General features: G+C 68.0%; 23 protein-coding genes and 1 tRNA gene. 20 read left to right on the top strand and 4 right to left on the bottom strand.

Annotated elements, in window-relative coordinates:
- The first annotated feature begins 33 nt into the window (after window positions 1-33).
- The 5 genes from CLV77_RS11195 (at window position 34) to CLV77_RS11175 (ending at window position 5,544) form a co-directional block, all read left to right on the top strand.
- Window positions 34-1,029 (top strand): Bug family tripartite tricarboxylate transporter substrate binding protein, encoded by a 996-nt coding sequence (locus CLV77_RS11195; protein WP_076980493.1) that lies wholly within the window; start codon window positions 34-36, stop codon window positions 1,027-1,029.
- Window positions 1,029-1,535 carry a tripartite tricarboxylate transporter TctB family protein gene (locus tag CLV77_RS11190; RefSeq protein ID WP_076980494.1) on the top strand — a complete coding sequence of 169 codons (507 nt, stop codon included), beginning with the start codon at window positions 1,029-1,031 and terminating at the stop codon, window positions 1,533-1,535. The genes CLV77_RS11195 and CLV77_RS11190 overlap by 1 nt, the downstream gene beginning before the upstream one ends.
- 125 nt (window positions 1,536-1,660) lie before the next feature.
- The gene (locus CLV77_RS11185) at window positions 1,661-3,154 is read left to right on the top strand and encodes a tripartite tricarboxylate transporter permease (protein ID WP_076980495.1); all 1,494 of its coding nucleotides are present in this window, start codon (window positions 1,661-1,663) and stop codon (window positions 3,152-3,154) included.
- A gap of 69 nt (window positions 3,155-3,223) precedes the next feature.
- Window positions 3,224-4,744 carry a malonate--CoA ligase gene (locus CLV77_RS11180; RefSeq protein ID WP_076980496.1) on the top strand — a complete coding sequence of 507 codons (1,521 nt, stop codon included), beginning with the start codon at window positions 3,224-3,226 and terminating at the stop codon, window positions 4,742-4,744.
- A 137-nt stretch (window positions 4,745-4,881) separates the two neighbouring features.
- Window positions 4,882-5,544: a peroxiredoxin gene (locus CLV77_RS11175; RefSeq protein WP_076980497.1), complete on the top strand. Its 663-nt coding sequence runs from the start codon at window positions 4,882-4,884 to the stop codon at window positions 5,542-5,544.
- Between the two features lie 70 nt (window positions 5,545-5,614).
- Here the strand turns inward: CLV77_RS11175 and CLV77_RS11170 are convergent, their stop codons facing one another.
- Complete coding sequence (locus CLV77_RS11170) at window positions 5,615-8,011, bottom strand: transketolase (protein ID WP_076980498.1); 2,397 nt, start codon at window positions 8,009-8,011, stop codon at window positions 5,615-5,617.
- 149 nt (window positions 8,012-8,160) lie between these two features.
- Between CLV77_RS11170 and CLV77_RS11165 the strand changes: the two genes are divergently transcribed.
- On the top strand, window positions 8,161-8,628 hold the full coding sequence (locus CLV77_RS11165) for an Lrp/AsnC family transcriptional regulator (RefSeq protein ID WP_425319791.1): 468 nt from the start codon (window positions 8,161-8,163) through the stop codon (window positions 8,626-8,628).
- Here the strand turns inward: CLV77_RS11165 and CLV77_RS11160 are convergent.
- Complete coding sequence (locus CLV77_RS11160; protein WP_076980500.1) at window positions 8,625-9,197, bottom strand: DUF421 domain-containing protein; 573 nt, start codon at window positions 9,195-9,197, stop codon at window positions 8,625-8,627. The two genes, CLV77_RS11165 and CLV77_RS11160, sit on opposite strands and share 4 nt — an antisense overlap.
- Window positions 9,198-9,494: 297 nt before the next feature.
- Here CLV77_RS11160 and CLV77_RS11155 point away from each other — a divergent pair, with 297 nt between their 5' ends.
- Window positions 9,495-10,532 carry a ketopantoate reductase family protein gene (locus CLV77_RS11155; protein ID WP_076980501.1) on the top strand — a complete coding sequence of 346 codons (1,038 nt, stop codon included), beginning with the start codon at window positions 9,495-9,497 and terminating at the stop codon, window positions 10,530-10,532.
- A gap of 51 nt (window positions 10,533-10,583) precedes the next feature.
- Here the strand turns inward: CLV77_RS11155 and CLV77_RS11150 are convergent.
- Window positions 10,584-10,658, bottom strand: a tRNA-Thr gene (locus CLV77_RS11150).
- Window positions 10,659-10,999: 341 nt separating this feature from the next.
- Between CLV77_RS11150 and CLV77_RS16535 the strand changes: the two genes are divergently transcribed.
- From CLV77_RS16535 to CLV77_RS11090, 13 genes are all read left to right on the top strand, one after another.
- Window positions 11,000-11,155, top strand: coding sequence for a hypothetical protein (locus CLV77_RS16535; protein WP_170043958.1), 156 nt, complete (start codon window positions 11,000-11,002; stop codon window positions 11,153-11,155).
- A gap of 7 nt (window positions 11,156-11,162) precedes the next feature.
- Entirely contained in the window at window positions 11,163-12,431 is a 1,269-nt protein-coding gene (murA, locus tag CLV77_RS11145) for a UDP-N-acetylglucosamine 1-carboxyvinyltransferase (RefSeq protein ID WP_076980502.1), read from the top strand.
- A complete protein-coding gene (locus tag CLV77_RS11140; protein WP_076980503.1) occupies window positions 12,428-12,904 on the top strand; it encodes a DUF2948 family protein in 477 nt (158 codons plus the stop codon). Before murA ends, CLV77_RS11140 begins: the two co-directional genes overlap by 4 nt.
- A 4-nt stretch (window positions 12,905-12,908) precedes the next feature.
- Complete coding sequence (gene hisD / locus CLV77_RS11135) at window positions 12,909-14,219, top strand: histidinol dehydrogenase (protein ID WP_076980504.1); 1,311 nt, start codon at window positions 12,909-12,911, stop codon at window positions 14,217-14,219.
- Complete coding sequence (locus CLV77_RS11130; RefSeq protein ID WP_076980505.1) at window positions 14,216-14,698, top strand: UPF0262 family protein; 483 nt, start codon at window positions 14,216-14,218, stop codon at window positions 14,696-14,698. Before hisD ends, CLV77_RS11130 begins: the two co-directional genes overlap by 4 nt.
- Window position 14,699: 1 nt before the next feature.
- Window positions 14,700-15,224, top strand: a complete 525-nt coding sequence (locus CLV77_RS11125; RefSeq protein ID WP_083707830.1) for an arsenate-mycothiol transferase ArsC — start codon at window positions 14,700-14,702, stop codon at window positions 15,222-15,224.
- Window positions 15,225-15,399: 175 nt separating this feature from the next.
- Window positions 15,400-15,618 carry a translation initiation factor IF-1 gene (gene infA / locus CLV77_RS11120; RefSeq protein WP_007205486.1) on the top strand — a complete coding sequence of 73 codons (219 nt, stop codon included), beginning with the start codon at window positions 15,400-15,402 and terminating at the stop codon, window positions 15,616-15,618.
- Window positions 15,619-15,623: 5 nt separating this feature from the next.
- Window positions 15,624-16,214 carry a Maf family protein gene (locus CLV77_RS11115; RefSeq protein ID WP_076980506.1) on the top strand — a complete coding sequence of 197 codons (591 nt, stop codon included), beginning with the start codon at window positions 15,624-15,626 and terminating at the stop codon, window positions 16,212-16,214.
- A complete protein-coding gene (locus tag CLV77_RS11110; RefSeq protein ID WP_076980507.1) occupies window positions 16,211-17,323 on the top strand; it encodes a ribonuclease E/G in 1,113 nt (370 codons plus the stop codon). Before CLV77_RS11115 ends, CLV77_RS11110 begins: the two co-directional genes overlap by 4 nt.
- Window positions 17,320-17,505, top strand: a complete 186-nt coding sequence (locus tag CLV77_RS11105) for a DNA gyrase inhibitor YacG (RefSeq protein WP_076980508.1) — start codon at window positions 17,320-17,322, stop codon at window positions 17,503-17,505. The genes CLV77_RS11110 and CLV77_RS11105 overlap by 4 nt, the downstream gene beginning before the upstream one ends.
- 157 nt (window positions 17,506-17,662) lie before the next feature.
- Window positions 17,663-18,415 carry a 5-oxoprolinase subunit B family protein gene (locus CLV77_RS11100; RefSeq protein ID WP_083707831.1) on the top strand — a complete coding sequence of 251 codons (753 nt, stop codon included), beginning with the start codon at window positions 17,663-17,665 and terminating at the stop codon, window positions 18,413-18,415.
- Window positions 18,408-19,511, top strand: a complete 1,104-nt coding sequence (locus CLV77_RS11095) for a 5-oxoprolinase subunit C family protein (protein WP_076981167.1) — start codon at window positions 18,408-18,410, stop codon at window positions 19,509-19,511. Before CLV77_RS11100 ends, CLV77_RS11095 begins: the two co-directional genes overlap by 8 nt.
- Before the next feature lie 4 nt (window positions 19,512-19,515).
- On the top strand, window positions 19,516-20,283 hold the full coding sequence (locus tag CLV77_RS11090; protein WP_076980509.1) for a LamB/YcsF family protein: 768 nt from the start codon (window positions 19,516-19,518) through the stop codon (window positions 20,281-20,283).
- A gap of 156 nt (window positions 20,284-20,439) precedes the next feature.
- Here the strand turns inward: CLV77_RS11090 and CLV77_RS11085 are convergent, their stop codons facing one another.
- Window positions 20,440-21,279 (bottom strand): universal stress protein, encoded by an 840-nt coding sequence (locus CLV77_RS11085; RefSeq protein ID WP_076980510.1) that lies wholly within the window; start codon window positions 21,277-21,279, stop codon window positions 20,440-20,442.
- Between the last annotated feature and the right edge of the window lie 129 nt (window positions 21,280-21,408).

Genomic DNA, 21,408 nt, shown 5'->3' with positions numbered 1-21,408 from the left:
CCGAAAGGGGCCAGGTCATTTAGGGGAGGAAAAATGACTGATATCCTTGTACCGAACCGTCGCGCCTTTCTCGGGCGCTCGGCCGCGCTGGGCGGCATGGCAGCCCTTGGGCCCCTTGCCGGGCCTGCTTTCGCGCAGGACGCCTTTCCCAACGATACGCTGAACGTCGTGACCCACGCGGGTCCGGGGGGCGGCACCGACATCACCACCCGCATGATGATGCTGCGCGCGCGCCGCGTCTTCGACCAGGACATGGTCGTGGTGTCCAAGCGCGGCGGCTCGGGTGCCGCGGCGCTGATGTATGTCGATTCGCGTCCGCGCGACGGCTACACCTTCATGACGATCACTCAGAGCCACATCTTCCAGATCATCCAGAAGAAGGTGCCCCTGAAGATCGAGGATCTGGCCGGTCTGGCCCGCGCCACCGACGATCCCACCGTGATCGCCGTGCCCGCCAACAGCGAGATCAAGACCCTCGAGGACGTGATCAAGGCTTCCTCCGAGAAGGACGGCGGCCTGAAGTGGGGCACCACCTTCGCGGGCGGCGCTGACCATGTGGGCATCCACAATTTCTGCAAGAAGGCCGGCGGCATTCCCTACGCCATCGTGCCCTTCCAGGGCGGCGGCGACATCGTCACGGCGCTGGTCGGCGGCAACGTGGACGCGGCAATCCTGAACTACGCCGAAGGCGAGAGCCAGTTCGAGGCGGGCGACCTGATCCCCGTCGTGGCCCTGTCCGAGGAGCGCATCTCGGGTATTCCCGACGTGCCGACGGCGGCCGAGCAGGGGGTCGACGCCTATGCCTCGACCGTGCGCGGCTTTGCCTGCCTTTCGGGTGTCCCTGAGGACCGTATGCAGATCCTGTCCGACGGTCTGGTCAAGTCGATGGAGCATTCGGTCTACCAGGCCTACCTGGAAAGCGGCGGCATGCCGAAATCCTCGGTCGTGGGTCAGGACAAGTGGAACGCCCATATCGAGCGGATCTACGTCGAGAGCGAGACCGCGCTCAAGGAACTCGGCCTGATCTGATGCAGGTCGGATCCGAGACCGGGCGGCCCGTGGAGGCGGGCCGCCTGCCGCGCGACATGGCGGTGGGATTCGTGATCCTGCTGTTCTGCGCCGTGGCCTACTGGGTGTCGCTGGACATCCAGAAGGCCCCCGCGGCCCTGGCCCAGAACGTCCAGCCGGCCACGTTTCCGCGCATGGTCCTTGCGGTGATCGCCGCGCTGACGGTGCTGATGATGGCGCTTGGGCTGGGACAGCCCGAGCCCGCCCGCCGCGCGCCAAAGATCATCATGCTGGTGACGGGGGCGCTGATGGTGGCCTTCGTCATGGCCTTCGAGGCCCTGGGCCCGCTGGCGGCGATGTTCCTGTTCTGCATCGTCATGCCCCTGACCTGGGGAGAGCGGTTCACGGCCACGCTGGTTCTCTATGCGCTGGGCTTTCCGGTGGCGGTCTACCTGCTGTTCGACGTCCTGCTGAAGGTGCATTTCCCGCCGGGCGTCGTCGAGGGGCTGATCGACAAGATGATCTGAGGCGTCCGGCCCGGGCCCGCCCGCAGGCGGATCGGCCCGGCGCCGTGCGCGTCGCAATTCAAAGGACCTTTCTTCGCAGCCGGCCGGGCCGGGCGAAGCCAGCACCAACAGGAGCTTTTTGAAGCATGGATTCCTTTCTTGCAGCACTGGCCGGGTTCGGTGATCCCTATCTCGTGGGCGTGGTGATCTTCGGCACCCTGGGCGGGGTGCTGGTGGGCGCGATGCCGGGGCTTTCCTCGACCATGGCGACGGCGCTGCTGTTGCCCTTCACCCTGACCATGGACCCGATCGCCGCCATCGCGCTGCTGTCCGCGCTCTACTGTGCGGGCACGTTCGGCGGCTCGATCACCGCGATCCTTGTCAACGCGCCGGGCGCGCCGCCCGCCGCCGCCACGGCCTTCGACGGCTACCCGCTGGCGCAGAAGGGCTATGCCGGCAAGGCGCTGGGCATGGCCGCCGTCTCTAGCGTGATCGGCGGCATCTTCTCGATCATCGTTCTGATCGTGGCGGCGCCGCTGCTCAGCCGGGTGGCCTACAGCTTCGGTCCGCCCGAGTATTTCGCCCTTGCCGTCTTCGGCCTGTCGATGCTGGCCACCATCTCGGGGGAAAGCGCGCTGAAGAACCTGATCGGCGGCGCACTGGGCGTGCTGGTCGCCACCGTGGGGATGGATTTCACCACCGGGATCGAGCGCTTCACCTTCGGCAACTGGGAGCTTTCGGAAGGGATCGGCTTCATCCCCGTGATGATCGGCCTCTTTGCCGGGGCCGAATTCATCAAGCAGTCGGGCAAGCTGAACCTCAAGAAGGTCGCGGTGCCGATCAACGCGGTCAAGCTGCCGACCAGGCAGGACATCCGCTTCTGTCTGGGCACCATCGCGCGGTCCTGCGGCATCGGCTCGTTCATCGGGCTGCTGCCGGCCGAGGGGGGCACCGTCGCCGCGATGATGGGCTATGCCGAGGCCAAGCGCTTTGCCAAGGACAAGAGCGAGTTCGGCAAGGGCGACCTGCGCGGTATCGCGGGCCCGGAGGCTGCCAACAACGCCGCCACCGGCGCTGCCATGGTGCCGACGCTGGCGCTGGGCATTCCCGGCAGTGCCACCACCGCGATCATCCTGGGAGCGCTGATGGTGCACGGGCTGCGTCCCGGCCCGCATCTCTTCACCGAGCAGCCGACGCTTCTCTACTCGATCTTCCTGGCCATGCTGATCGCCAATTTCGCCTTTGCCGCCTTCGGCTTCGTCGGGGCCAAGTTCTTCGCCCGCATTACCCTGATCCCCACCACCTATTTGTGGCCCGCGGTCTTCGTGCTGGCCTGCATCGGGGCCTATGCGCTGGAGCAGGCGCTGCTGGACGTCTGGATCATGATTTCGGCCGCTGTTCTTGGCTTCGTGATGCAGCGTTTCGGCTTCTCGGCGGCGCCGGTCATCATGGGGCTGATCCTGGGCGAGCTGGTCGAGGGCACGCTGAAGCAGTCGCTGATCATCTTCGATCATTCCTGGCTTGGCTTTCTGGAGCGGCCGATCGTCGTGACCTTCCTGGCCCTGACCCTGCTGTCGATGTCGCTGCCGGTGATCGCCCAGTATCGCGCCCGCCGCCGGCGCCTGGCCAGTCAGAGCTGAGCATCCGGCCGCGCCCCGGCCATGTGCCCCGGGCGCGGCCATACCCCGTTCAAAGGACCCGCAAGACCCATGAGCAATCCGCTTTACGACACGCTGTTCGGCCGTCACGAGGGCAAGGACACGCCCTTCCTGCACCTGCCCGACGGGCAGACGATCACCCACGCAGGGTTCCTGGGCCAGGTGGCGCGCTATGCCAACGCGCTGGTTCAGCAGGGGATCGCGCCGGGCGACCGGGTGGCGGTTCAGGTGGCCAAGTCGCCCCAGGCGCTTGCCCTCTATGGCGCCTGCGTGCGGGCGGGGGCGGTCTTCCTGCCGCTCAACACGGCCTATACCGCCAGCGAGCTTGAGTATTTCATCGCCAACAGTGGGGCGGGGCTTTTCGTCTGCGATCCCGGTGATGCGGAGGCGCTGGCGCCGATCGCCGAGGGGGCCGGGATCCGCCTTGCGACGCTGGACGCCGTGGGCGGCGGATCGCTGGCCGATATGGCGGCGGCCGCCCCCGAAAACTTCACCACTGTCGCGCGTGGGCGCGATGATCTGGCCGCACTGCTTTACACCTCGGGCACGACGGGGCGCTCGAAAGGGGCGATGCTGACCCAGGAGAACCTGTTGTCGAACGCCATCGCCCTGGTCTCGTGCTGGCGGTTCACCGACCGCGACGTGCTGCTCCACGCGCTGCCGATCTTCCACAGTCACGGGCTTTTCGTGGCGACCAACGTTTCGCTTCTGGCGGGGGGCGCGATGATCTTCCTGCCGAAGTTCGATCAGGACACGGTGATCGAGCAGCTGCCCCGGGCGACGACGATGATGGGGGTGCCGACCTTCTACACCCGCCTGCTGGACGACGAGCGGTTCACCCGCGCGCTGGTCGGACACGTGCGCGTCTTCATCTCGGGCAGCGCGCCGCTGTTGGCCGAGACCCATGTCCGCTTCGAAGAGCGGACCGGCCACCGGATCCTGGAACGCTATGGGATGACCGAGACCTCGATGAACAGCTCAAACCCCTACGACGCCGAGCGGCGCGCCGGCACCGTCGGCTTTGCCCTGCCGGGGGTCGAGATCAAGATCACCGATCCGGACACGGGCAAGACCCTGCCCAAGGGAGAGATCGGCCAGATCGAGCTTCGCGGTCCCAATGTCTTCAAGGGGTATTGGCAGATGCCCGAAAAGACCGCCGAGGAGCTGCGCGCCGACGGGTTCTTCATCACAGGCGACCTGGGCCGCTTCGACGACGACGGCTATCTGACCATCGTCGGGCGCAACAAGGACCTCATCATCTCCGGGGGCTACAACATCTACCCCAAGGAAATCGAGTTGATCCTCGATGAGCAGCCGGGCGTTCGCGAAAGCGCCGTGATCGGCGTTCCGCACCCCGATTTCGGCGAAAGCGTCGTCGCCGTTCTGGTCCCCGACGGGGCGGGCGGTCCCGACCTCGACGCGATCCGCGCCGATCTTGGGGCGCGCCTGGCCGGGTTCAAGCAGCCGCGCCGCTACGTGGTGCAGGCAGAGTTGCCGCGCAACACGATGGGCAAGGTCCAGAAGAACATCCTGCGCGAGGAGCAGAAGGACAGTTTCCAGCCCGCGGGCTGAGCCGCGCCCACCTTCGTGCGGGGGATAAAAGGCAGGTCGGCGCCATGGGCCAGTTGCCGCCGACTGCGCGCGGGCCATTGCCTTGCCGCGCGGGCATGCCTTTATCAATGGTGTCGCACCCATTTCAGGAGGACACCATGTCCATACGCATCAACGACACGGCCCCCGACTTCACGGCCCAGACCACCGAGGGCGAGATCCACTTTCACGACTGGATCGGCGACGGCTACGCGGTGATGTTCTCGCATCCCAAGGATTTTACGCCGGTCTGCACGACCGAACTGGGCGTGATGGCCGGGATGGCCGACGAGTTCGCCAAGCGCAACACCAAGATCATCGGCATCTCGGTCGACCCGGTCGAGGATCACCACAAGTGGAAATCCGACATCCAGACGGTGTCGGGCAACGCGGTCGGCTATCCGATGATCGGTGACACGGATCTGAAGGTGGCCAAGCTTTACGGCATGCTGCCGGCCGATACCGGCGGCTCGTCCGAGGGGCGCAGCGCCGCCGACAACGCCACCGTGCGGTCGGTGTTCATCATCGGGCCCGACAAGAAGATCAAGCTGTCGCTGACCTATCCGATGACCACCGGGCGCAATTTCGACGAGATCCTGCGCGCCCTCGATTCCATCCAGCTGACGGCCGAGCACAAGGTCGCGACCCCCGCCAACTGGAAATCCGGCGAGGACGTGATCATCACCGCCGCCGTCTCTGACGACGAGGCGACCGAGCGGTTCGGAGAATACGAGCGGGTGCTGCCTTACCTGCGCACCACCGGCGCCCCGAAGAAGGGCTGAGCCACGGCCCTCGGGCCGGGCTTGGGCGCGGGGCCTTCGACCTCGCGCCACCCGGCCCCGCGTGGGCCTGTCAGCCCCGGATCGCCCGGGGCACCAGGCCCACGCTGATCCGCGCGGCGCGCATGATCGCCTGTGCGTCGATGCCGTAGGCTGCGTAAAGATCCTCGACACTGCCGGACTGGCCAAAACTTTCGACGCCCAGGGCGCGGGTGCGGTTGCCGTTGACCGAGCCCAGCCACTCCAGCGTCGCCGGATAGGCGTCGCAGACGGTGATGATCCCGGCGTGGCGCGGCACGGCCTGCAACAGCCGCTCTACATGGCTGGTGACATGAAGCTGACCGTCCTCGCGCGCCCGGGCGGCGGCGTGCCAGCCGGCGCTGAGGCGGTCGGGCGAGGTGACGGCCAGCAGACCGATGTCGCGCAGGCTTTCGGACAGCAGCCCCACGGCGGTCATCGCCTCCTCGGCGACGGCGCCGCTGTAGGCGACGACAAGTTCACAGTTGGGGCCGGGGGGGCGCATCCAGTAGCCGCCGTCGATCACCGCGCGCTCCTCCTCGGGGGTGAAGCTGCGGGCGGGCTGTTCCAGGGTGCGGGTCGAAAGCCGCAGGTAGACCGATCCGCCCTTGGCATCGCGGTCCCATGCGTCGGGCTTTTCGGGCAGGGCATCGGCGTCGCGTTGCAGGTAGTCGAAGGACCAGCGCATGATCGCCTCAAGCTCATCGGCGAAGGCGGGTTCGAAACTGGCCAGCCCGTCCTGGGCCATGCCGATCAGGGGCGAGTTGATGGACTGGTGCGCGCCGCCTTCGGGCGCCAGGCTGATCCCCGATGGCGTGCCGACCACCATGAACCGCGCATCCTGGTAGCAGGCATAGTTCAACGCATCGAGGCCGCGGGCCACGAAGGGGTCGTAAAGCGTGCCCACCGGCAGCAGCCGCTCTCCGAAGACCGAATGCGATAGGCCAAGTGCGGCCAGCATGGTGAAGAAGTTGTTCTCGGCGATCCCCAGTTCCAGATGCTGCCCAGAGGTGCCTGCCGCCCATTTCTGCATGCTGGGCACCTTCTCGTCTCGAAAGACGTCGGCCTGCGCATCGACCGAGAAGCGCCCGCGCCGGTTCACCCAGGGGCCCAGCCCGGTCGAAACCGTCACGTCGGGCGATGTGGTGACGATGCGCGAGGCCAGCGCGCCCTCGCGGTCGCGCCCGATGTCGTCGAGGATCTTGCCGAACGCCAGCTGGGTCGAGCTGCGGCCCCGGACCGGTTGGGCGAGTGCTTCGGGCACCGGCAGGGTCGCGGCCCGGTAGCGCCGACGCCCCTCGGCGGCGAAAGGAACGGCATCGAGGTGGGCGCGCAGGGCGTCGGCGTCGACCCCCTCGAACGGATCCCATTCATGGCCCTCGCGGACGCCCATGTCCTGACGGAAACGGTCCATCTGCTCGGGCGTCATCAACCCGCCGTGGTTGTCCTTGTGACCGGCAAGCGGGGTGCCGAACCCCTTGATCGTATAGGCGATGAAGGCCGTGGGGCGGTCACTGGTGGTGTCGCGGAAGGTGCTGCGCAGGGCCGACAGGTCGTGCCCGCCCAGGTTGGTCATCAGCCGCTCGATCCCCGCGTCGTCCAGGTCCGCCAGGATCGCACCTGCGAGGTTGTTGCCCAAGTCGGCCTCCAGCCGGTCGCGCCAGGCGGGCGCGCCGCGATAGGTCAGGGCCGAGTAGAGCGGGTTGGCGCAGGTATCGATCCACTCGCGCAGGGCGCCGCCGCCGGGCCGCTCGAACGCCTCTTCCAGCAGGCGGCCGTATTTGATCGTCTTCACGTCCCATCCGAAAGAGCGGAACACCTCGGCATAGCGGCCGTGCATCTGCTCGTGCACGACGGCGTCCAGGCTCTGGCGGTTGTAGTCGATCACCCACCAGGTATTGCGCAGATCGTGGCGATACCCTTCCTGAAGCGCCTCGAAGATGTTGCCCTCGTCGAATTCGGCATCACCTGCCAGGGCCACCATCCGCCCCTCGGGGCGGTTCAGCCAGCCGTGCCCCTTCAGATAGTCCTGGGTCAGGCTGGCAAAGGCCGTCATCGCAACCCCTAGCCCAACGGAGCCGGTCGAGAAATCGACGTCGTCCGCGTCCTTGGTGCGCGACGGGTAGGATTGCGCCCCCCCGAAGGCCCGGAAATCCTTCAGGGCCTCAAGGCTCTGCTGGCCCAGAAGGTATTGGATCGCGTGAAAGACAGGGCTGGCGTGGGGCTTGACCGCCACCCGGTCCTGGGGCCGCAGGATATCCATGTAAAGCGCGGTCATGATCGTGGTGATCGACGCGCAGGAGGCCTGGTGCCCGCCGACCTTCAGATCGTCGCTCTTGGCGCGCAGGTGGTTGGCATTGTGGATCATCCAGGCCGAGAGCCAGAGGATCTTGCGCTCAAGCTGCGCCATCGTGTCGAGGGGGGCAGGGGAGGTCGGGGGCGTGCGGGTCATCGGGCGTCCATATCGGAAAAGGCGGCTTTGGGCAGAGTGTGCCACGGATCCCCCGGCGCAGGGTTGCGAATTGACTGGCGTGCCGACGGGGTTGTGGAATAACTTGCTTCAAAGTGGTCAATTCAGGGTAATTCATGCCAACTTTGCGATTGGACGCGACAGACCTGCGAATCCTCAAGATCCTTCAGCAGCGGGCCGACATATCCAATCTGGAACTGGCCGAGCGGGTGGGCCTGTCGCCCTCTCCCTGCCTGCGACGGGTAAGACTGCTGGAGGAGGCGGGGATCATCCGCAGCCGTGTCACCTTGCTGGACGCGGCGGGCATCGGGCTGATGGTGAACGTCTTTGTCAGCGTCACGCTGGAAAAGCAGGTCAAGGAACGCCTTCAGGAATTCGAGGATGATGTCCGCGACCGGCCGGAGGTGGTCGAATGCTACCTGATGACGGGCGAGGCAGATTACCTGCTGCGCGTCGTGGTGCCCGACCTTCAGCATTACGAGCAGTTCCTGAAGGAGCATCTGACCCGGATCCCCGGCGTCGCCAGCATCAAATCCAGTTTCGCCCTCAACCAGGTATCATACAGCACCGCATTGCCGCTGGAGCATCTGCGCCCCTAGCCGCGCGGCGCGGCCTGCGGCGGTGTCTCGTCCAGCTTTTCGTGCCCGGCCACCTGCCGCATCAGCCCGGCCTGATCCAGCGGCACGGCCATGCGGGGAACGACGCTCATGGTGCCGTCGGTTTCCAGAACGACCCAGTTCACCTCGTCGATGGAGGCATGGCCCTGTTCGCGCAGGGCCGCGTCCACCTCGGCGCGGGTCACGCGCTCATGCTCCATCTGGGCGTCCAGATAGGCGCCCTTGTGAACCAGCAGGCGCGGGGCGGGTTTGACCAGTTTCTCGAACCGCTGGCTGCGGACCGAGGCCTTGGTCATCAGCCACTGACAGGCCGCCAGGATCCCGATCGCCAAGGCCGCATCGCTGACCGAGACGCTGTTCTGCAAGATGCCGCTGGCCAGCAGGCTGCCCACGGCGACGGTGATGATCCAGTCGAAACTGTTCATCTGGCCCGTCACCCGCTTGCCCATCACCCGGACCAGCACCACGATCAGCACGTAAAGCGCCACCGACGAGACCGCGATGCTTTCCAGACGGTCCCAAGACGTGAACCAGGTCGATAGGTCGGACATGCGCGCGCCTTTCACCAGGGCCCCGGCGGGGGCTTTGACGGGGATGCCCGATGACCTAGCCCGCAAAGCCGCGCGGACCATCGACGGGTAGGTCGCGCCTGGGGAGGCTGGGCGTCACAGCCCATGCTTGCATGGTGGCCGGACTGCTCCGCCGGGGGTGGTGCGCGGGGCGGGCAAATGCGGAACGATCGCCCGAAAGGGATGGCTTCGCCGCCGGTTTTGGGCTTCAAATCAGCACCATGCGCCCCGGGGAGGGGGCGTGGAACTGGCCCGGCACGGGCCACGGGAGGGACGGATTTGGACAAGCGGATCGCGATCATCGGGGCCGGCGCCATGGGCGGCTATTTCGGGGGGCAGATGGCACAGGCCGGCATGGATGTCGTGATGTTCGACGCCTGGCCCGAGCACGTCGAGACCGTGCGCCGCGACGGGTTGAGCCTGGAAGAGCTGGACAGCGATGCCCGCGCCGTCGTCCATCCCGACATCCGACACCTCAGCCAGGTGCAGGAGCTGATCCGCGAGCATCCCGTCGATATCGCCTTCATCGCGGTCAAATCCTACGACACCCGCTGGGCGACCGAGATGATCCTGCCCTACATGGCCCGGGACGGGGCGATCGTATCCCTGCAGAACTCGTTCAACGAACCCGAGATCGCCCAGATCGCGGGCCCCTCGGCCACTTTCGGCTGTGCCATCGCCGCGCTGGCTTGTGACATGATCGCGCCCGGGCGGATCAAGCGCATGTCGCCGCGCGGCCATGTCAACGTGGGTGCCATGGATCCCGCGCGCATCGGCGCCTGCGACGGCATCGCCCGGGCCCTGGCCCATGCCGAGGATGTGGACGTGATGCAGGATCTGCCGGGTATCAAATGGTCCAAGCTGGTGGTCAATTCCATGCGCAACGGCCTGTCGGGCATGACCGGAATGACCGGGCTGGAGCGGGACACGACCCCGGTCACGATCGAACTGGGGATGCGCCTGGGCGCCCAGACCGTGCGGGTGGGGCGGGCGCTGGACTATGGCCTTGTCGACACGGCCTATTCCTTCGACGCACTGGTCGCGGCCGAGGATGGCGACACCGGCGCCGCCGCCGAGATCCGCGCCGCCATGGCGCGCATTGCCGGCGGGCGCAGCGCCGATCAGCGCCCCTCGATGGCGCAGGACATCCGCAAGGGGCGTCGGACGGAAACCGACGCGATCAACGGCCTCGTCGCCCGGCGGGGACAGGAGATGGGAATCGACTGCGCCCCCCACGAGAAGGTGCACCGCATCATCCGCCGCATCGAGCGGGGGGAGCTTTCGCCAGCGCCGGAACTGGCCGAGGGCATCCTCTAGGACGACGGCTGTCGGGCCGAGGGGCCGGCGGATCATTGGAAAAGTGGGGGATGGTGCTGTGAGAGAGGATTGAACTCTCGACCTCACCCTTACCAAGGGTGTGCTCTACCACTGAGCTACCACAGCATCCGATCGCTCGGCCAAGGATCCGGGTTGGCCCGGAACGTCTCGGCGTCGTGATGTGGCGGCTGATTAGACAATTCCCAAATTCGGTGCAAGGGGCTTCTGGCAAGTTTTCGATTTCCGCTGCGATCCGCCGGCCGGGCAGGGCCGATGCCCTTGGAAAACCGCCCCCGCCCGGCGCAAGCGTGGCGCCCGTGCCACTAAGGGTGCCAACGGGCCTTTTGCGGCGGTGATTTCGGAACCCCCGGGGCATGGCGGGATTGAGCCGGGGTGACCCGTTGCGGGGGCTATCTGGGGCCCGCCCTTGGCTGGACGGCTGAGGGCGGCTGTTATAGACAGTGCCGATGGAGCGGAAACCGGACAAATCAGGCCCGAAAAGGGTGGCCCAGACGCGCGAGGAGCGTCTCAAGGCTGCCCTCAAGGCCAATCTGAAACGTCGCAAGGCACAGGCGAAGGCGCGCAGCGGCGCCGATGGCGAGAGCGGCAACAAGCAGGACTGAATACCCCATGGACGCAATTCTGATCAAAGGCGGGGCCGAGCTTCGCGGCCGCATTCCCATTGCCGGCGCCAAGAACGCCTGTCTCACGCTGATGCCGGCGACGCTGCTCAGCGAAGAGCCCCTGACCCTGACCAACGCTCCGCGTCTCAGCGACATCAAGACCATGACCCAGCTGCTCCAGTCGCTGGGCACCGAGGTGACCGCGCTTCAGGGCGGCAAGGTCCTGGCGCTGTCCTCCCACGACATGACCAGCCACACCGCCGACTATGACATCGTGCGCAAGATGCGCGCCTCGATCCTGGTGCTGGGCCCGATGCTGGCCCGCGACGGCCAGGCCGTGGTCTCGCTGCCGGGCGGCTGTGCCATCGGCGCGCGCCCCGTCGATCTGCACCTCAAGGGGCTCGAGGCGCTGGGCGCCGAGCTGGAGCTGCGCGACGGCTACGTCCATGCCAAGGCCCCGGGCGGGTTGAAGGGCGGCACGGTCGACTTCCCGCTGGTCTCCGTCGGCGCGACCGAGAACGTGCTGATGGCGGCGACCTTGGCCAAGGGCACCACCGTCATCAACAACGCTGCCCGCGAGCCCGAGATCGTCGATCTGGCCGACTGCCTGCGCCGCATGGGCGCGCAGATCGAAGGCGACGGCACCTCAACCATCACCGTGCAGGGCGTTGACCGTCTGTCGGGCGCGACCCATCCCGTCGTCACCGACCGGATCGAGCTGGGCACCTACATGCTGGCCCCCGCCTTCACCGGCGGCGAGGTCGAGCTTCTGGGCGGTCGCCTCGACCTGGTCGAGGCCTTCGTCGAGAAGCTGGACGCCGCCGGCATCGACGTGACCGAGACCGACGAGGGGCTGAAAGTGCGCCGCCGGGGCGACCGGGTGCAGGCGGTCGACGTGACGACCGAGCCTTTCCCCGGATTCCCCACCGATCTTCAGGCCCAGATGATGGCGCTTCTTTGCACCGCCGAGGGCACCAGCCGCCTGGAAGAGAAGATCTTCGAGAACCGCTTCATGCACGCCCCCGAACTGCAACGTATGGGCGCCCATATCGAGGTGCACGGCGGCACCGCCGTCGTCCACGGGGTCGAGCGCTTGCGCGGTGCGCCGGTGATGGCGACCGACCTGCGGGCCAGCGTCTCGCTGATCCTGGCGGGTCTTGCCGCCGAGGGCGAGACCGTGGTTCGCCGGGTCTACCACCTGGATCGCGGATATGAGAAGCTGGAAGAGAAGCTGGCCGCATGCGGAGCACAGGTGGAACGGATCCGGGAATCATGAGCGAGGACGCACGTTTCGAGGACGCCGACGAGGCGCCCCTGCGACTGGGCGCCGAGGATGCCGAGGATCTGAAGGTCATCTCGACCCTGGTTCAGGACGCGGTCTTTCCCGCCTCGGAAATCGCCTGGCGGGCGTCGCGGCGCGAATTTGCACTGCTCGTCAACCGGTTCCGCTGGGAGGCGGGGCCGGGCGCCGGCCGCCGCCGCACCGCCGAGCGGGTCCAGAGCGTTTTGCATTTCAGCGACGTGCTGAAGGTTTCGAGCCAGGGTGTCGACCCGCATGACCGCGATGTCATCCTTTCGGTTCTCTCGGTCGAGTTCGAGCCGGGCGAGGATGGCGCGGGCCGCGTCGTCCTGACCCTGGCCGGCGACGGCGCGCTGGCGCTGGATGTCGAATGCCTGTCCGTCCTGCTGCGCGACGTGACGCGCCCCTATGCGGCCCCCTCCGGCCGCGCCCCAAGCCACCCGGAATAAGTTCATGCCCCAATTTCTCGATGCACGCGAACCGGGGTTCGAGGCTCGTTTCCAGGCTCTTCTCGGCTCCAAGCGTGAGGATGCGCCGGACGTGGACGACACGGTCGCGGCGATCATCGCCGACGTGCGCCAGCGCGGCGACGAGGCCCTGGTCGAGCTGACGGCCAAGTTCGACCGCCTTCAGCTGACGCCCGATACCCTGGCCTTCACCGATGACGAGATCGACGCATATTGCGCCCAGGTGCCCGCGGCCGAGCGCGCGGCGCTGGAGCTGGCCGCGGCGCGCATCCGCGCCTATCACGACCGCCAGCTTCCGCGCGACGAAAGCTGGACCGACGAGGCGGGGGCGACGCTGGGCTGGCGCTGGTCGCCGGTTTCGGCGGCGGGGCTCTACGTGCCGGGGGGGCTGGCTTCCTATCCGTCCTCGGTCCTTATGAACGCGATCCCGGCCCAGGTCGCGGGCGTCGGGCGTCTGGTGGTGACGGTGCCGACGCCGGACGGGGCGGTGAACCCGCTGGTGCTTCTGGCGGCGCGTCTGGCCGGCGTGCACGAGGTCTATCGCATCGGCGGCGCACAGGCGATCGCGGCGCTGGCCTATGGCACGGCCACCGTGCGGCCCGTCGACAAGATCACCGGCCCCGGCAACGCCTTCGTGGCCGCCGCCAAGCGCCGGGTCTTCGGCAAGGTGGGCATCGACATGATCGCCGGCCCCTCCGAGATCCTGGTCATCGCCGACCGAGACAACGACCCCGATTGGATCGCCGCCGATCTGCTCAGCCAGGCCGAGCATGACGAATCGGCCCAGTCGATCCTGATCACCGATGACGAAGCTTTCGGCCAAGCCGTCGCCCGCGCCGTGGAGGCGCGGCTCGAGACGCTGGAGCGGCGCGCCATCGCCGGCCCAAGCTGGCGCGATTACGGCGCGGTCATCACCGTGCGCGACCTGGCCCAGGCGGCCGAGCTTTCGGACCGCATCGCGCCCGAACACCTGGAGCTTTGCGTCGCCGACGCCGATGCGCTGGCGGCCCGGATCACCCATGCCGGCGCGATCTTCATCGGCGCCTGGACGCCCGAGGCGATCGGCGACTACATCGGCGGCCCGAACCACGTGCTGCCGACCGCGCGCTCGTCGCGCTTCTCGTCGGGGCTGTCGGTGCTGGACTTCATGAAGCGCACCACCCTGGCGCGGATGTCGCCGGAAGCCCTGGGCGCGATCGGCCCGGCGGCCGAAACGCTGGCGCGCTCGGAAAGCCTTGAGGCGCACGGCCTGTCGGTGCGCCTGCGGCTTGATCGGCTGAACGGGGCGGGGCAATGACCGATCGCCTGATCCATGTCGAGATCGACGACAGCAACCTGCCGGCCCCCACCCCCGAGATCGAGCAGGAGCGGCGCGTCGCCATCTTCGATCTGCTGGAGGCCAACCGCTTCAGCCTGCCCGGTCGCGAGGGGCGCGAGGCCCCGCCCGGTCCATACCGGCTGAATCTTGCGATCCGCGACCGCCGTCTGGTCTTCGACCTGCAAACCGAAGACGAGAGCAAGGCGGCCGAGTTTCACCTGTCGCTGGGGCCCTTCCGCCAGGTCGTGAAGGATTATTTCCAGATCTGCCAAAGCTATTTCGATGCGGTCAAGAAGCTGCCGACCAACCAGATCGAGACCATCGACATGGCCCGCCGCGGCATCCACAACGAGGGCGCGCGCATCCTCCAGGAGCGGCTGGAAGGCAAGGCCGAGGTCGACACGGACACCTCGCGCCGGCTGTTCACCCTGATTTGCGTCCTTCATTTCGGCGGATAGGATGGCGCGGCTTCCCTCATCGGTTCTCTTCTGCTGCGACCAGAACGCGGTGCGCTCGCCGATGGCGGAGGGGATGATGAAGGAATTCTTCGGCCGCGAATCCTACGTCCAGTCCGCCGGCGTGCACAGCGAGATGGAGGTCGACGGCTTCTCGGTCGCGGTCTGTCGTGAGATCGGGGTCGAGCTGGAGCGTCACCGCTCGCGCAGTTTCGACGAGATGCAGCAGTGGGGCGATGACCTGTCGGGATTCGAGCTGATCGTCGCGCTCTCCCCGGCCAGCCAGCGCCTGGCGCTGGAGATGACGCGCTATTGCCACCTGGAGGTGGAATACTGGCCGGTGCTGGACCCCACGGGCCTGGGCACCCGGCGCGACGAGAAGCTGGACGCCTATCGCCAGACACGCGACCAGATCCGCGAACGTATCCTGACCCGCTTCGGCCCCCCGGACCGCGCGGCGGGACCGGCAGGAGCCGCCAAGCCTTCGGCCCGGCCCGGCGCGGGCGCCAAGGACCGCCCGGGGCAGTGACGCGGGTCACGCGGGTCATGGGGGCAGGGCGGGGCCGGTCCTTTGGGGCCGCCGACGGCGCCCCTTTGCCGGAACGCAAACAAAATTGGCATTCCGACGATCCAGCCTTGAAAAGATCGCTCATTGAGCGCATTTAGTGCACGTCCCGACTTTGGGATGCAAAACAGGAGTGACCATGGCCAAGGAAGAACTGCTCGAATTTCCCGGCGTCGTGAAGGAACTCCTGCCGAACGCGACATTCCGGGTCGAGCTTGAGAACGGCCATGAGATCATCGCGCACACGGCAGGAAAGATGCGCAAGAACCGTATCCGTGTTCTTGCCGGCGACAAGGTGCAGGTCGAGATGACCCCCTATGACCTGACCAAGGGTCGTATCAACTACCGTTTCAAGTAAGCGCCGTGAAACTGGTTCTCGGCTCGGGCAGTCCGCGCCGGCTTGAATTGTTGGCGCAGATCGGCATCACACCCGATGCCGTCCGCCCGCCCGACATCGACGAGACGCCCCACCGCGCCGAGCTGCCGCGCCCCTATTGCGCGCGCATGGCCGCCGAGAAGGCCGCCGCCGGCACCCTTGCCGACGACGAGCTGATGCTTTGCGCCGACACCACCGTGGCCCTCGGCCGCCGGATCCTGGGCAAACCTGCCACGGCCGGCGAGGCGGCAGAGTTTCTGCTGGCCCTCTCGGGGCGCCGGCACAAGGTCATCACCGCGGTCGCCCTGAGGTGGGGCACGCGGATGTGGCAGGCCGATGTCGTTACCACCGTCCGCATGAAACGCCTTTCCGACGAAGAACTGAATGCCTACCTCGCCACCGGCGACTGGCAGGGCAAGGCCGGTGCCTATGGCATCCAGGGCCCGGCGGGTGCGCTGATCCCGTGGATCAGCGGCTCGTTTACCGGTGTCGTCGGTCTGCCGCTGGCCGAGACCGCGGGGCTTTTGCGCGCCGCCGGCTACCTTCCCCGACCCCAAACCCAGCCGGAGGCCCCATGAAGGGACGCGTCGTCATCCTGGACCGCCTGGAAGGGCGCGCCGCTGCCGCCCTGATGGTCGACGGTCGGCTTGAGGATTTCCTGATCGATCCGCCCGCCGACGCCCCGCCCGCGCCCGGCGCGGTGTTTCGCGGCATCCTCGACCGTCCCCTGAAGGGACAGGGCAGCATGATCGTCCGCATCCCCGGCGGCACCGCTTTCCTGCGCCAGACCAAGGGTCTGCGCCCGGGGGATGCCCTTCTGGTGCAGGTCACCGGCTATGCCGAGCCGGGCAAGGCCGCGCCGGTCGCGCCGCTGCCCATCTTCAAAAGCCGCAATGTCATCGTCACCCCCGGCAAGCCCGGCATCAACGTCGCCCGTTCCATCCGTGACGAGGAACTGCGCGACCGGTTGCTGCTTATTGCCCATGAGGTGGTCGCCGCCGTCGAGGAGGATCTTGGCCCCGGTGAGCAGGCCGATACGGATGCCGAGGCTGGCGAGGGCGCGCTGACCGCGCGGCTGGGCCTCATTCTGCGCAGTGCCGCCGCCCACGCCACCGAGGAGGAGATCGCCCTCGACATCGACGAGACCGTGCGCCTGGCGCTGGCCGTCTCCGGCGATGCCGAAGGCCCCGAGGCCGAGTTGCTGCTGGATGCGCCCGACGCCCATCACCTGGCCTGGCGCGACTGGGCCGACCCGCTTCCCGATCAGGTGGTCGAGCAGGAGGGCGGGTTCGAGCTGCACGGCGTGCTGGACGCGCTGGCCATCGACGGCGCCGATCACCTGCGCCTGTCCGGCGGCGCCTCGATCTATGTCGAGCCGACCCGCGCGCTGATCGCCGTCGACGTAAACACCGGCGGCGACACCTCTCCGGCGGCGGCGCTGAAGGCCAACATGGCCGCGGCCCGAGCCTTGCCGAAGGCGCTGCGCCTGCGGGGTCTTTCGGGTCAGATCACGATCGATTTCGCGCCGTCCCCCAAGAAGGACCGCCGCCAGATCGAACAATGCCTGCGCGCCGCCTTCCGCGCCGACCCGGTCGAGACGGCCCTTGTCGGCTGGACCCCGCTGGGCCATTTTGAATTGCAGCGCAAGCGCGAGCGTTGTCCCGTCCCGATGGAGATTGTCGGATGAGCTGCCCGATCTGTCACGCCGAGACCGATCCCAAGTATCGCCCCTTCTGCTCCCGCCGCTGCGCGGATCTGGACCTCGCGCGCTGGTTCAACGGCTCCTACGCCGTGCCCTCCCAGCGCGAGGAGAACGAGGATCTGCCTGAGCCTGATGAGGGCGAGGATAGCGGCGGCCGTCTGCACTAGGCCGACGCCTGGGTCTTCGTAGCGCCGGACCGGGCCGGCCCGTCTTCTGTTCCACAATTCCCCTCCAGACACGGGGCCGATCCACGCGGCCCCGGGCGCTGGCAATCCGGATGACCAGAGGCTATGCGATGGGGGGAACCTTGTCGGGAAAGCTGCCGTGGATATCCTCTCGATCCGCCCCCTGGGCGACACCGCTTTGACATTGGAACTGGCGCCCGGTCCGGGCGCGGCCGCCTCGGCGCTGGTGGCCCGGGCCTGCGAGGCGCTGGACCACGCCCGCACCTCCGGCCAGCTGCCGGGCCTTGAGGAAGTGGCGGGCGCCTTCCGGTCGGTCACCCTCTACTACGATCCGCTGCTGACGGGGCAGGAGGCGCTGCTCGGCCTCGTGCACCCGCTTCTGAAGGACACGGATGCGGGCGAGGGTGGGGCGGGCCGTGCCTGGTCGCTGCCCTGCCTTTTCGACGAAGAGGTCGCCCCCGACCTGGCCGAGCTTCCCGCGACCCTCGGCATCAGCCGCGAGGCGTTGATCGACGGCATGACCGCCGCGCCTCTTTCCGTCCACGCCCTCGGGTTCCTGCCGGGGCTGCCGTTCATGGGCGACCTCGCGCCCGAGCTGGGTCTGCCGCGCCGGACCGAGCCGCGTGCCCGCGTGCCCGCCGGCTCCGTCGCCATCGCCAACCGCCAATGCGTGATCTACCCTTGGGAAAGCCCCGGCGGCTGGCACATACTGGGCCGCTGCCCGGTGCCTCTATTCGACATCGCGTGGGCGCGCCCGGCGCTGCTGGCCAGTGGCGACCTTGTGCACCTGCGACCCGTCGATCGGGCCGCTTTCGATGCGTTGGCAGAACGCGCCCGGGCGGGCGAACTCGACCCGGATGAATTTCGCACGGATGGACAGCCCCATGCCTGAGATCGAGATCCTCAGCCCCGGACCACGCACCATGGTCCAGGATACCGGCTTTCGCGGCGGGCGCGCCCAGGGCGTGCCCCGTGGCGGCGTGCTGGACCGTGACAGCCTCTTTCTGTTGAACGCGCTGCTGGGCAACCCCGAGGGGACCGAGGCGCTGGAGTTGGCTCTGGTGGCCCCGGCGCTGCGGGTGCGCGGCGGCAAGGTGCGGGTCGCGACCGGCGGCAACCTCCAGGGCCGTGTCACGCGCGAGAGTGACGAGGAGGTTCTGCGCCTGCTGCGCCCCTGGACCGCCACCACCCTCGCCGAGGGTGAGGTGCTGCGGCTTGATCCGCCCCTGGGCGGGGGAACGGCGCTGCTTGGTATCGCCGGCGGGATCGAGGTGCCGCGCGTGCTGGAAAGCCGCTCGACCTTCCTCAAAGCGGGCTTCGGCGGCCTGGAGGGGCGGGTCCTGCGCAAGGGCGATCGGCTGAGGGTCGGCAGCCCGGGTCCGGCCGCCGGGGCCGAGGATCTGACCTTCGCCGCGCCGCCCGCTCCGGCAAGCGGCCCGATCCGGGTCGTGCCCGGCCCCCAGGACGCCCACTTCACCCAGGCCGCCCATGCCTGCCTGCAGGGCGCCGATTACACGGTCACGCCGATGACCGACCGGATGGGCATGCGCCTGGAGGGGCCCGCGCTGGAACATCGCCCCGAATGCGGCGCCGATATCATCTCGGACGGCATAGCGCCGGGGGCGATCCAGGTGCCGGGCAACGGACAGCCCATCGTGCTGCTGTCGGACGCCCAGACCACCGGCGGCTATGCCAAGATCGCGACGGTGATCAGCGCCGATCTGTCCCGGCTGGGGCGGATGGTGCCGGGGGACCGCCTACGCTTTGCCGCCGTCACCCGGGACGAGGCCGAGGCTATCGCCCGCACCCACCGCGAAAGCCTGGCCCGGATCGCGGCGCAGACCGTGGCCGTCGGCCCGGCCCTGCCGGAGGGGCGGCTTGACCTGCGCACCCTTTACGAGGCCAACCTGATCAGCGGCATCATTGATGTCAGCCGGACCGACCATTTCCCCGGCCACCTGGAAACGCCATCCCCGCAGGAAGGGTAAGAGCATGCAGCTGAACCTCAACGCCGACATGGGCGAAAGCTTCGGTCCCTGGGTGATGGGCAGCGACGAGGCTTTGCTGGGGATCATCGACAGTGCCAACCTGGCCTGCGGCCTGCACGCGGGCGATCCTATGGTGATGCGGCGCGCGGTGGGGGCCGCGCGCGACGCCGGCGTCTCTATCGGGGCGCACCCGGGGTTTGCCGACCTGAACGGTTTCGGCCGCCGCCCCATGCACCTGCCCGAGGAGGAGCTTGAGGCGCTGGTGCATTACCAGGTCGGGGCGCTGGCGGCGATGGGGCAGGCGGCGGGCTGGCCGATCCGCCACGTCAAGCCGCACGGTGCGATGAACAACATGGCCTGCGCCGACCGGGCGATGGCCGACGTGCTGGCGCGGGCGGTGGCGCGGCTGGACCCCTCGCTGATCCTGCTGGCACCGGCCGAAAGCGCGCTTGCCCAGGCCGGGGCCGCGGCGGGGCTGCGCGTGGCGCTCGAGGTTTTTGCCGACCGCAGCTACGAGAGCGACGGCCAGCTCAGCCCGCGTTCGCAGCCGGGCGCGGTGCTGCACAGCCCCGAGGCTGCCCGCGACCACGTGCTCTCCATGGTCGAGGCCGGCGGCCTTGTGACCCGCGAGGGCGAGGTCATCGCGACCCCGTTCCACAGTATCTGCGTGCATGGCGACGGGCCGGGCGCGGTCGAGACGGCGCGGCTGGTCCGTCAGGCGCTTCTGGCAGCCGGGCACGAGTTGCTGCCGCTGGATCGCATCGGCCTCTGATACGACCAGGCCCCGCCATTGCTGGCGAGGCCTGGTGACAGGATCCCTGCGACGCGCGATCTTGCCGCGCTTCGCGTCTGGCCCTGTCAGATCCGTTCCCGAGAGCTGATGGCATCCCGACTGTCCGGGAACGGACCTGTTCGTGTGCGCGTGTGCTCAGCGGGCCAGCAGGACCGGCACCTTGGCGTCGCGCAGCATGTCCCGGGTTACACCGCCCAGGAAAGCCTCCCGCAGGCGGGAGTGGCCGTAGGCGCCGATCACCAGCAGGTCATAGCCGCCCTGGATGGCACGCGTGTTGAGCATGTTGGCGGTGTTGGGCTCGGACCGGGCCAGCACGGCGATCTCGGGGTTGCCGCCGTGACGGTCGATGAACCGTGCCAGGCGCCCGCCGGGGTCGGGGCTATCGGCATCGCGGCGGGGCGGGTCGATGACGGTGATCTCGACCTCGTCAGCCGAGGTGACGATGGGCAGGGCCGCGCGCACGGCGGCAAGCGCCTGGTCGCTTTCGTCCCAACCCACCATCACCCGGCTGAACCGCGGAGGCATTTCGAGACCCTCGGGGACGATGACGATGGGGATATCGGCACCGAAGAGGGCGGCCTCGACCGCGGTGGCCTCTTCGCCCCGGCTTTGCGGGGTGTAGGGGGTGGGCATGACCGCCATGTCGGCATAGCGCATCCGGTCGGTCAGCGAAGTGTAAAGACCGTTCTCGTGAACGGTGACGATCTGGACCTCCCAAGGCAGGGACTCATGGGCCAGGCGCTCGGTCACCCGCTCTTCAAGCTGGGCGGCGTTGGCGCGGGCCTCGCGCTGGGCGGTGCCGATGGCGATGGCCTCGGAGCCCGCGTAGTAAAGGCCGGGGTCCGTGCGGTCGATGCCAAGGCAGATCACGTCCAGGTGGGCGTCCTGGGCACTGGCCAGGGCAATCGCGGCTTCGAGGGCGCCTGTGGGGGCCTCGGGGTCATTCAGCAGGGTGACGATCGTGCGGTAGGACATATCGAATCTCCATCAGTCGGATGCTTGATGAAGACAGGATGCCGCGCGGCGGAGGGCCATTCATTGATCTGGCACAAATTCCGCGAAACGTCCGCGGGGGGCTTTTCGGCCTCGCCGGATCGCATTGGA

This window comes from Brevirhabdus pacifica (genome assembly GCF_002797755.1).
Taxonomy (GTDB): Bacteria; Pseudomonadota; Alphaproteobacteria; order Rhodobacterales; family Rhodobacteraceae; genus Brevirhabdus; species Brevirhabdus pacifica.
Note: the sequence above shows the minus strand (reverse complement) of the source record. Positions and strands in the feature narration are given on the sequence as shown.

Coding starts and splice junctions, on each gene's coding strand:
- CLV77_RS11160 (WP_076980500.1), bottom strand. CDS start 9,197: ATGTCCGACCTATCGACCTGGTTCACGTCTTGGGACCGTCTGGAAAGC.
- CLV77_RS11090 (WP_076980509.1), top strand. CDS start 19,516: ATGCAGCTGAACCTCAACGCCGACATGGGCGAAAGCTTCGGTCCCTGG.
- CLV77_RS11125 (WP_083707830.1), top strand. CDS start 14,700: ATGGCGCGGCTTCCCTCATCGGTTCTCTTCTGCTGCGACCAGAACGCG.
- CLV77_RS11085 (WP_076980510.1), bottom strand. CDS start 21,279: ATGTCCTACCGCACGATCGTCACCCTGCTGAATGACCCCGAGGCCCCC.
- infA (WP_007205486.1), top strand. CDS start 15,400: ATGGCCAAGGAAGAACTGCTCGAATTTCCCGGCGTCGTGAAGGAACTC.
- CLV77_RS11195 (WP_076980493.1), top strand. CDS start 34: ATGACTGATATCCTTGTACCGAACCGTCGCGCCTTTCTCGGGCGCTCG.
- CLV77_RS11185 (WP_076980495.1), top strand. CDS start 1,661: ATGGATTCCTTTCTTGCAGCACTGGCCGGGTTCGGTGATCCCTATCTC.
- CLV77_RS11180 (WP_076980496.1), top strand. CDS start 3,224: ATGAGCAATCCGCTTTACGACACGCTGTTCGGCCGTCACGAGGGCAAG.
- CLV77_RS11110 (WP_076980507.1), top strand. CDS start 16,211: ATGAAGGGACGCGTCGTCATCCTGGACCGCCTGGAAGGGCGCGCCGCT.
- CLV77_RS16535 (WP_170043958.1), top strand. CDS start 11,000: ATGGAGCGGAAACCGGACAAATCAGGCCCGAAAAGGGTGGCCCAGACG.
- CLV77_RS11140 (WP_076980503.1), top strand. CDS start 12,428: ATGAGCGAGGACGCACGTTTCGAGGACGCCGACGAGGCGCCCCTGCGA.
- CLV77_RS11190 (WP_076980494.1), top strand. CDS start 1,029: ATGCAGGTCGGATCCGAGACCGGGCGGCCCGTGGAGGCGGGCCGCCTG.
- hisD (WP_076980504.1), top strand. CDS start 12,909: ATGCCCCAATTTCTCGATGCACGCGAACCGGGGTTCGAGGCTCGTTTC.
- CLV77_RS11130 (WP_076980505.1), top strand. CDS start 14,216: ATGACCGATCGCCTGATCCATGTCGAGATCGACGACAGCAACCTGCCG.
- murA (WP_076980502.1), top strand. CDS start 11,163: ATGGACGCAATTCTGATCAAAGGCGGGGCCGAGCTTCGCGGCCGCATT.
- CLV77_RS11175 (WP_076980497.1), top strand. CDS start 4,882: ATGTCCATACGCATCAACGACACGGCCCCCGACTTCACGGCCCAGACC.
- CLV77_RS11095 (WP_076981167.1), top strand. CDS start 18,408: ATGCCTGAGATCGAGATCCTCAGCCCCGGACCACGCACCATGGTCCAG.
- CLV77_RS11170 (WP_076980498.1), bottom strand. CDS start 8,011: ATGACCCGCACGCCCCCGACCTCCCCTGCCCCCCTCGACACGATGGCG.
- CLV77_RS11105 (WP_076980508.1), top strand. CDS start 17,320: ATGAGCTGCCCGATCTGTCACGCCGAGACCGATCCCAAGTATCGCCCC.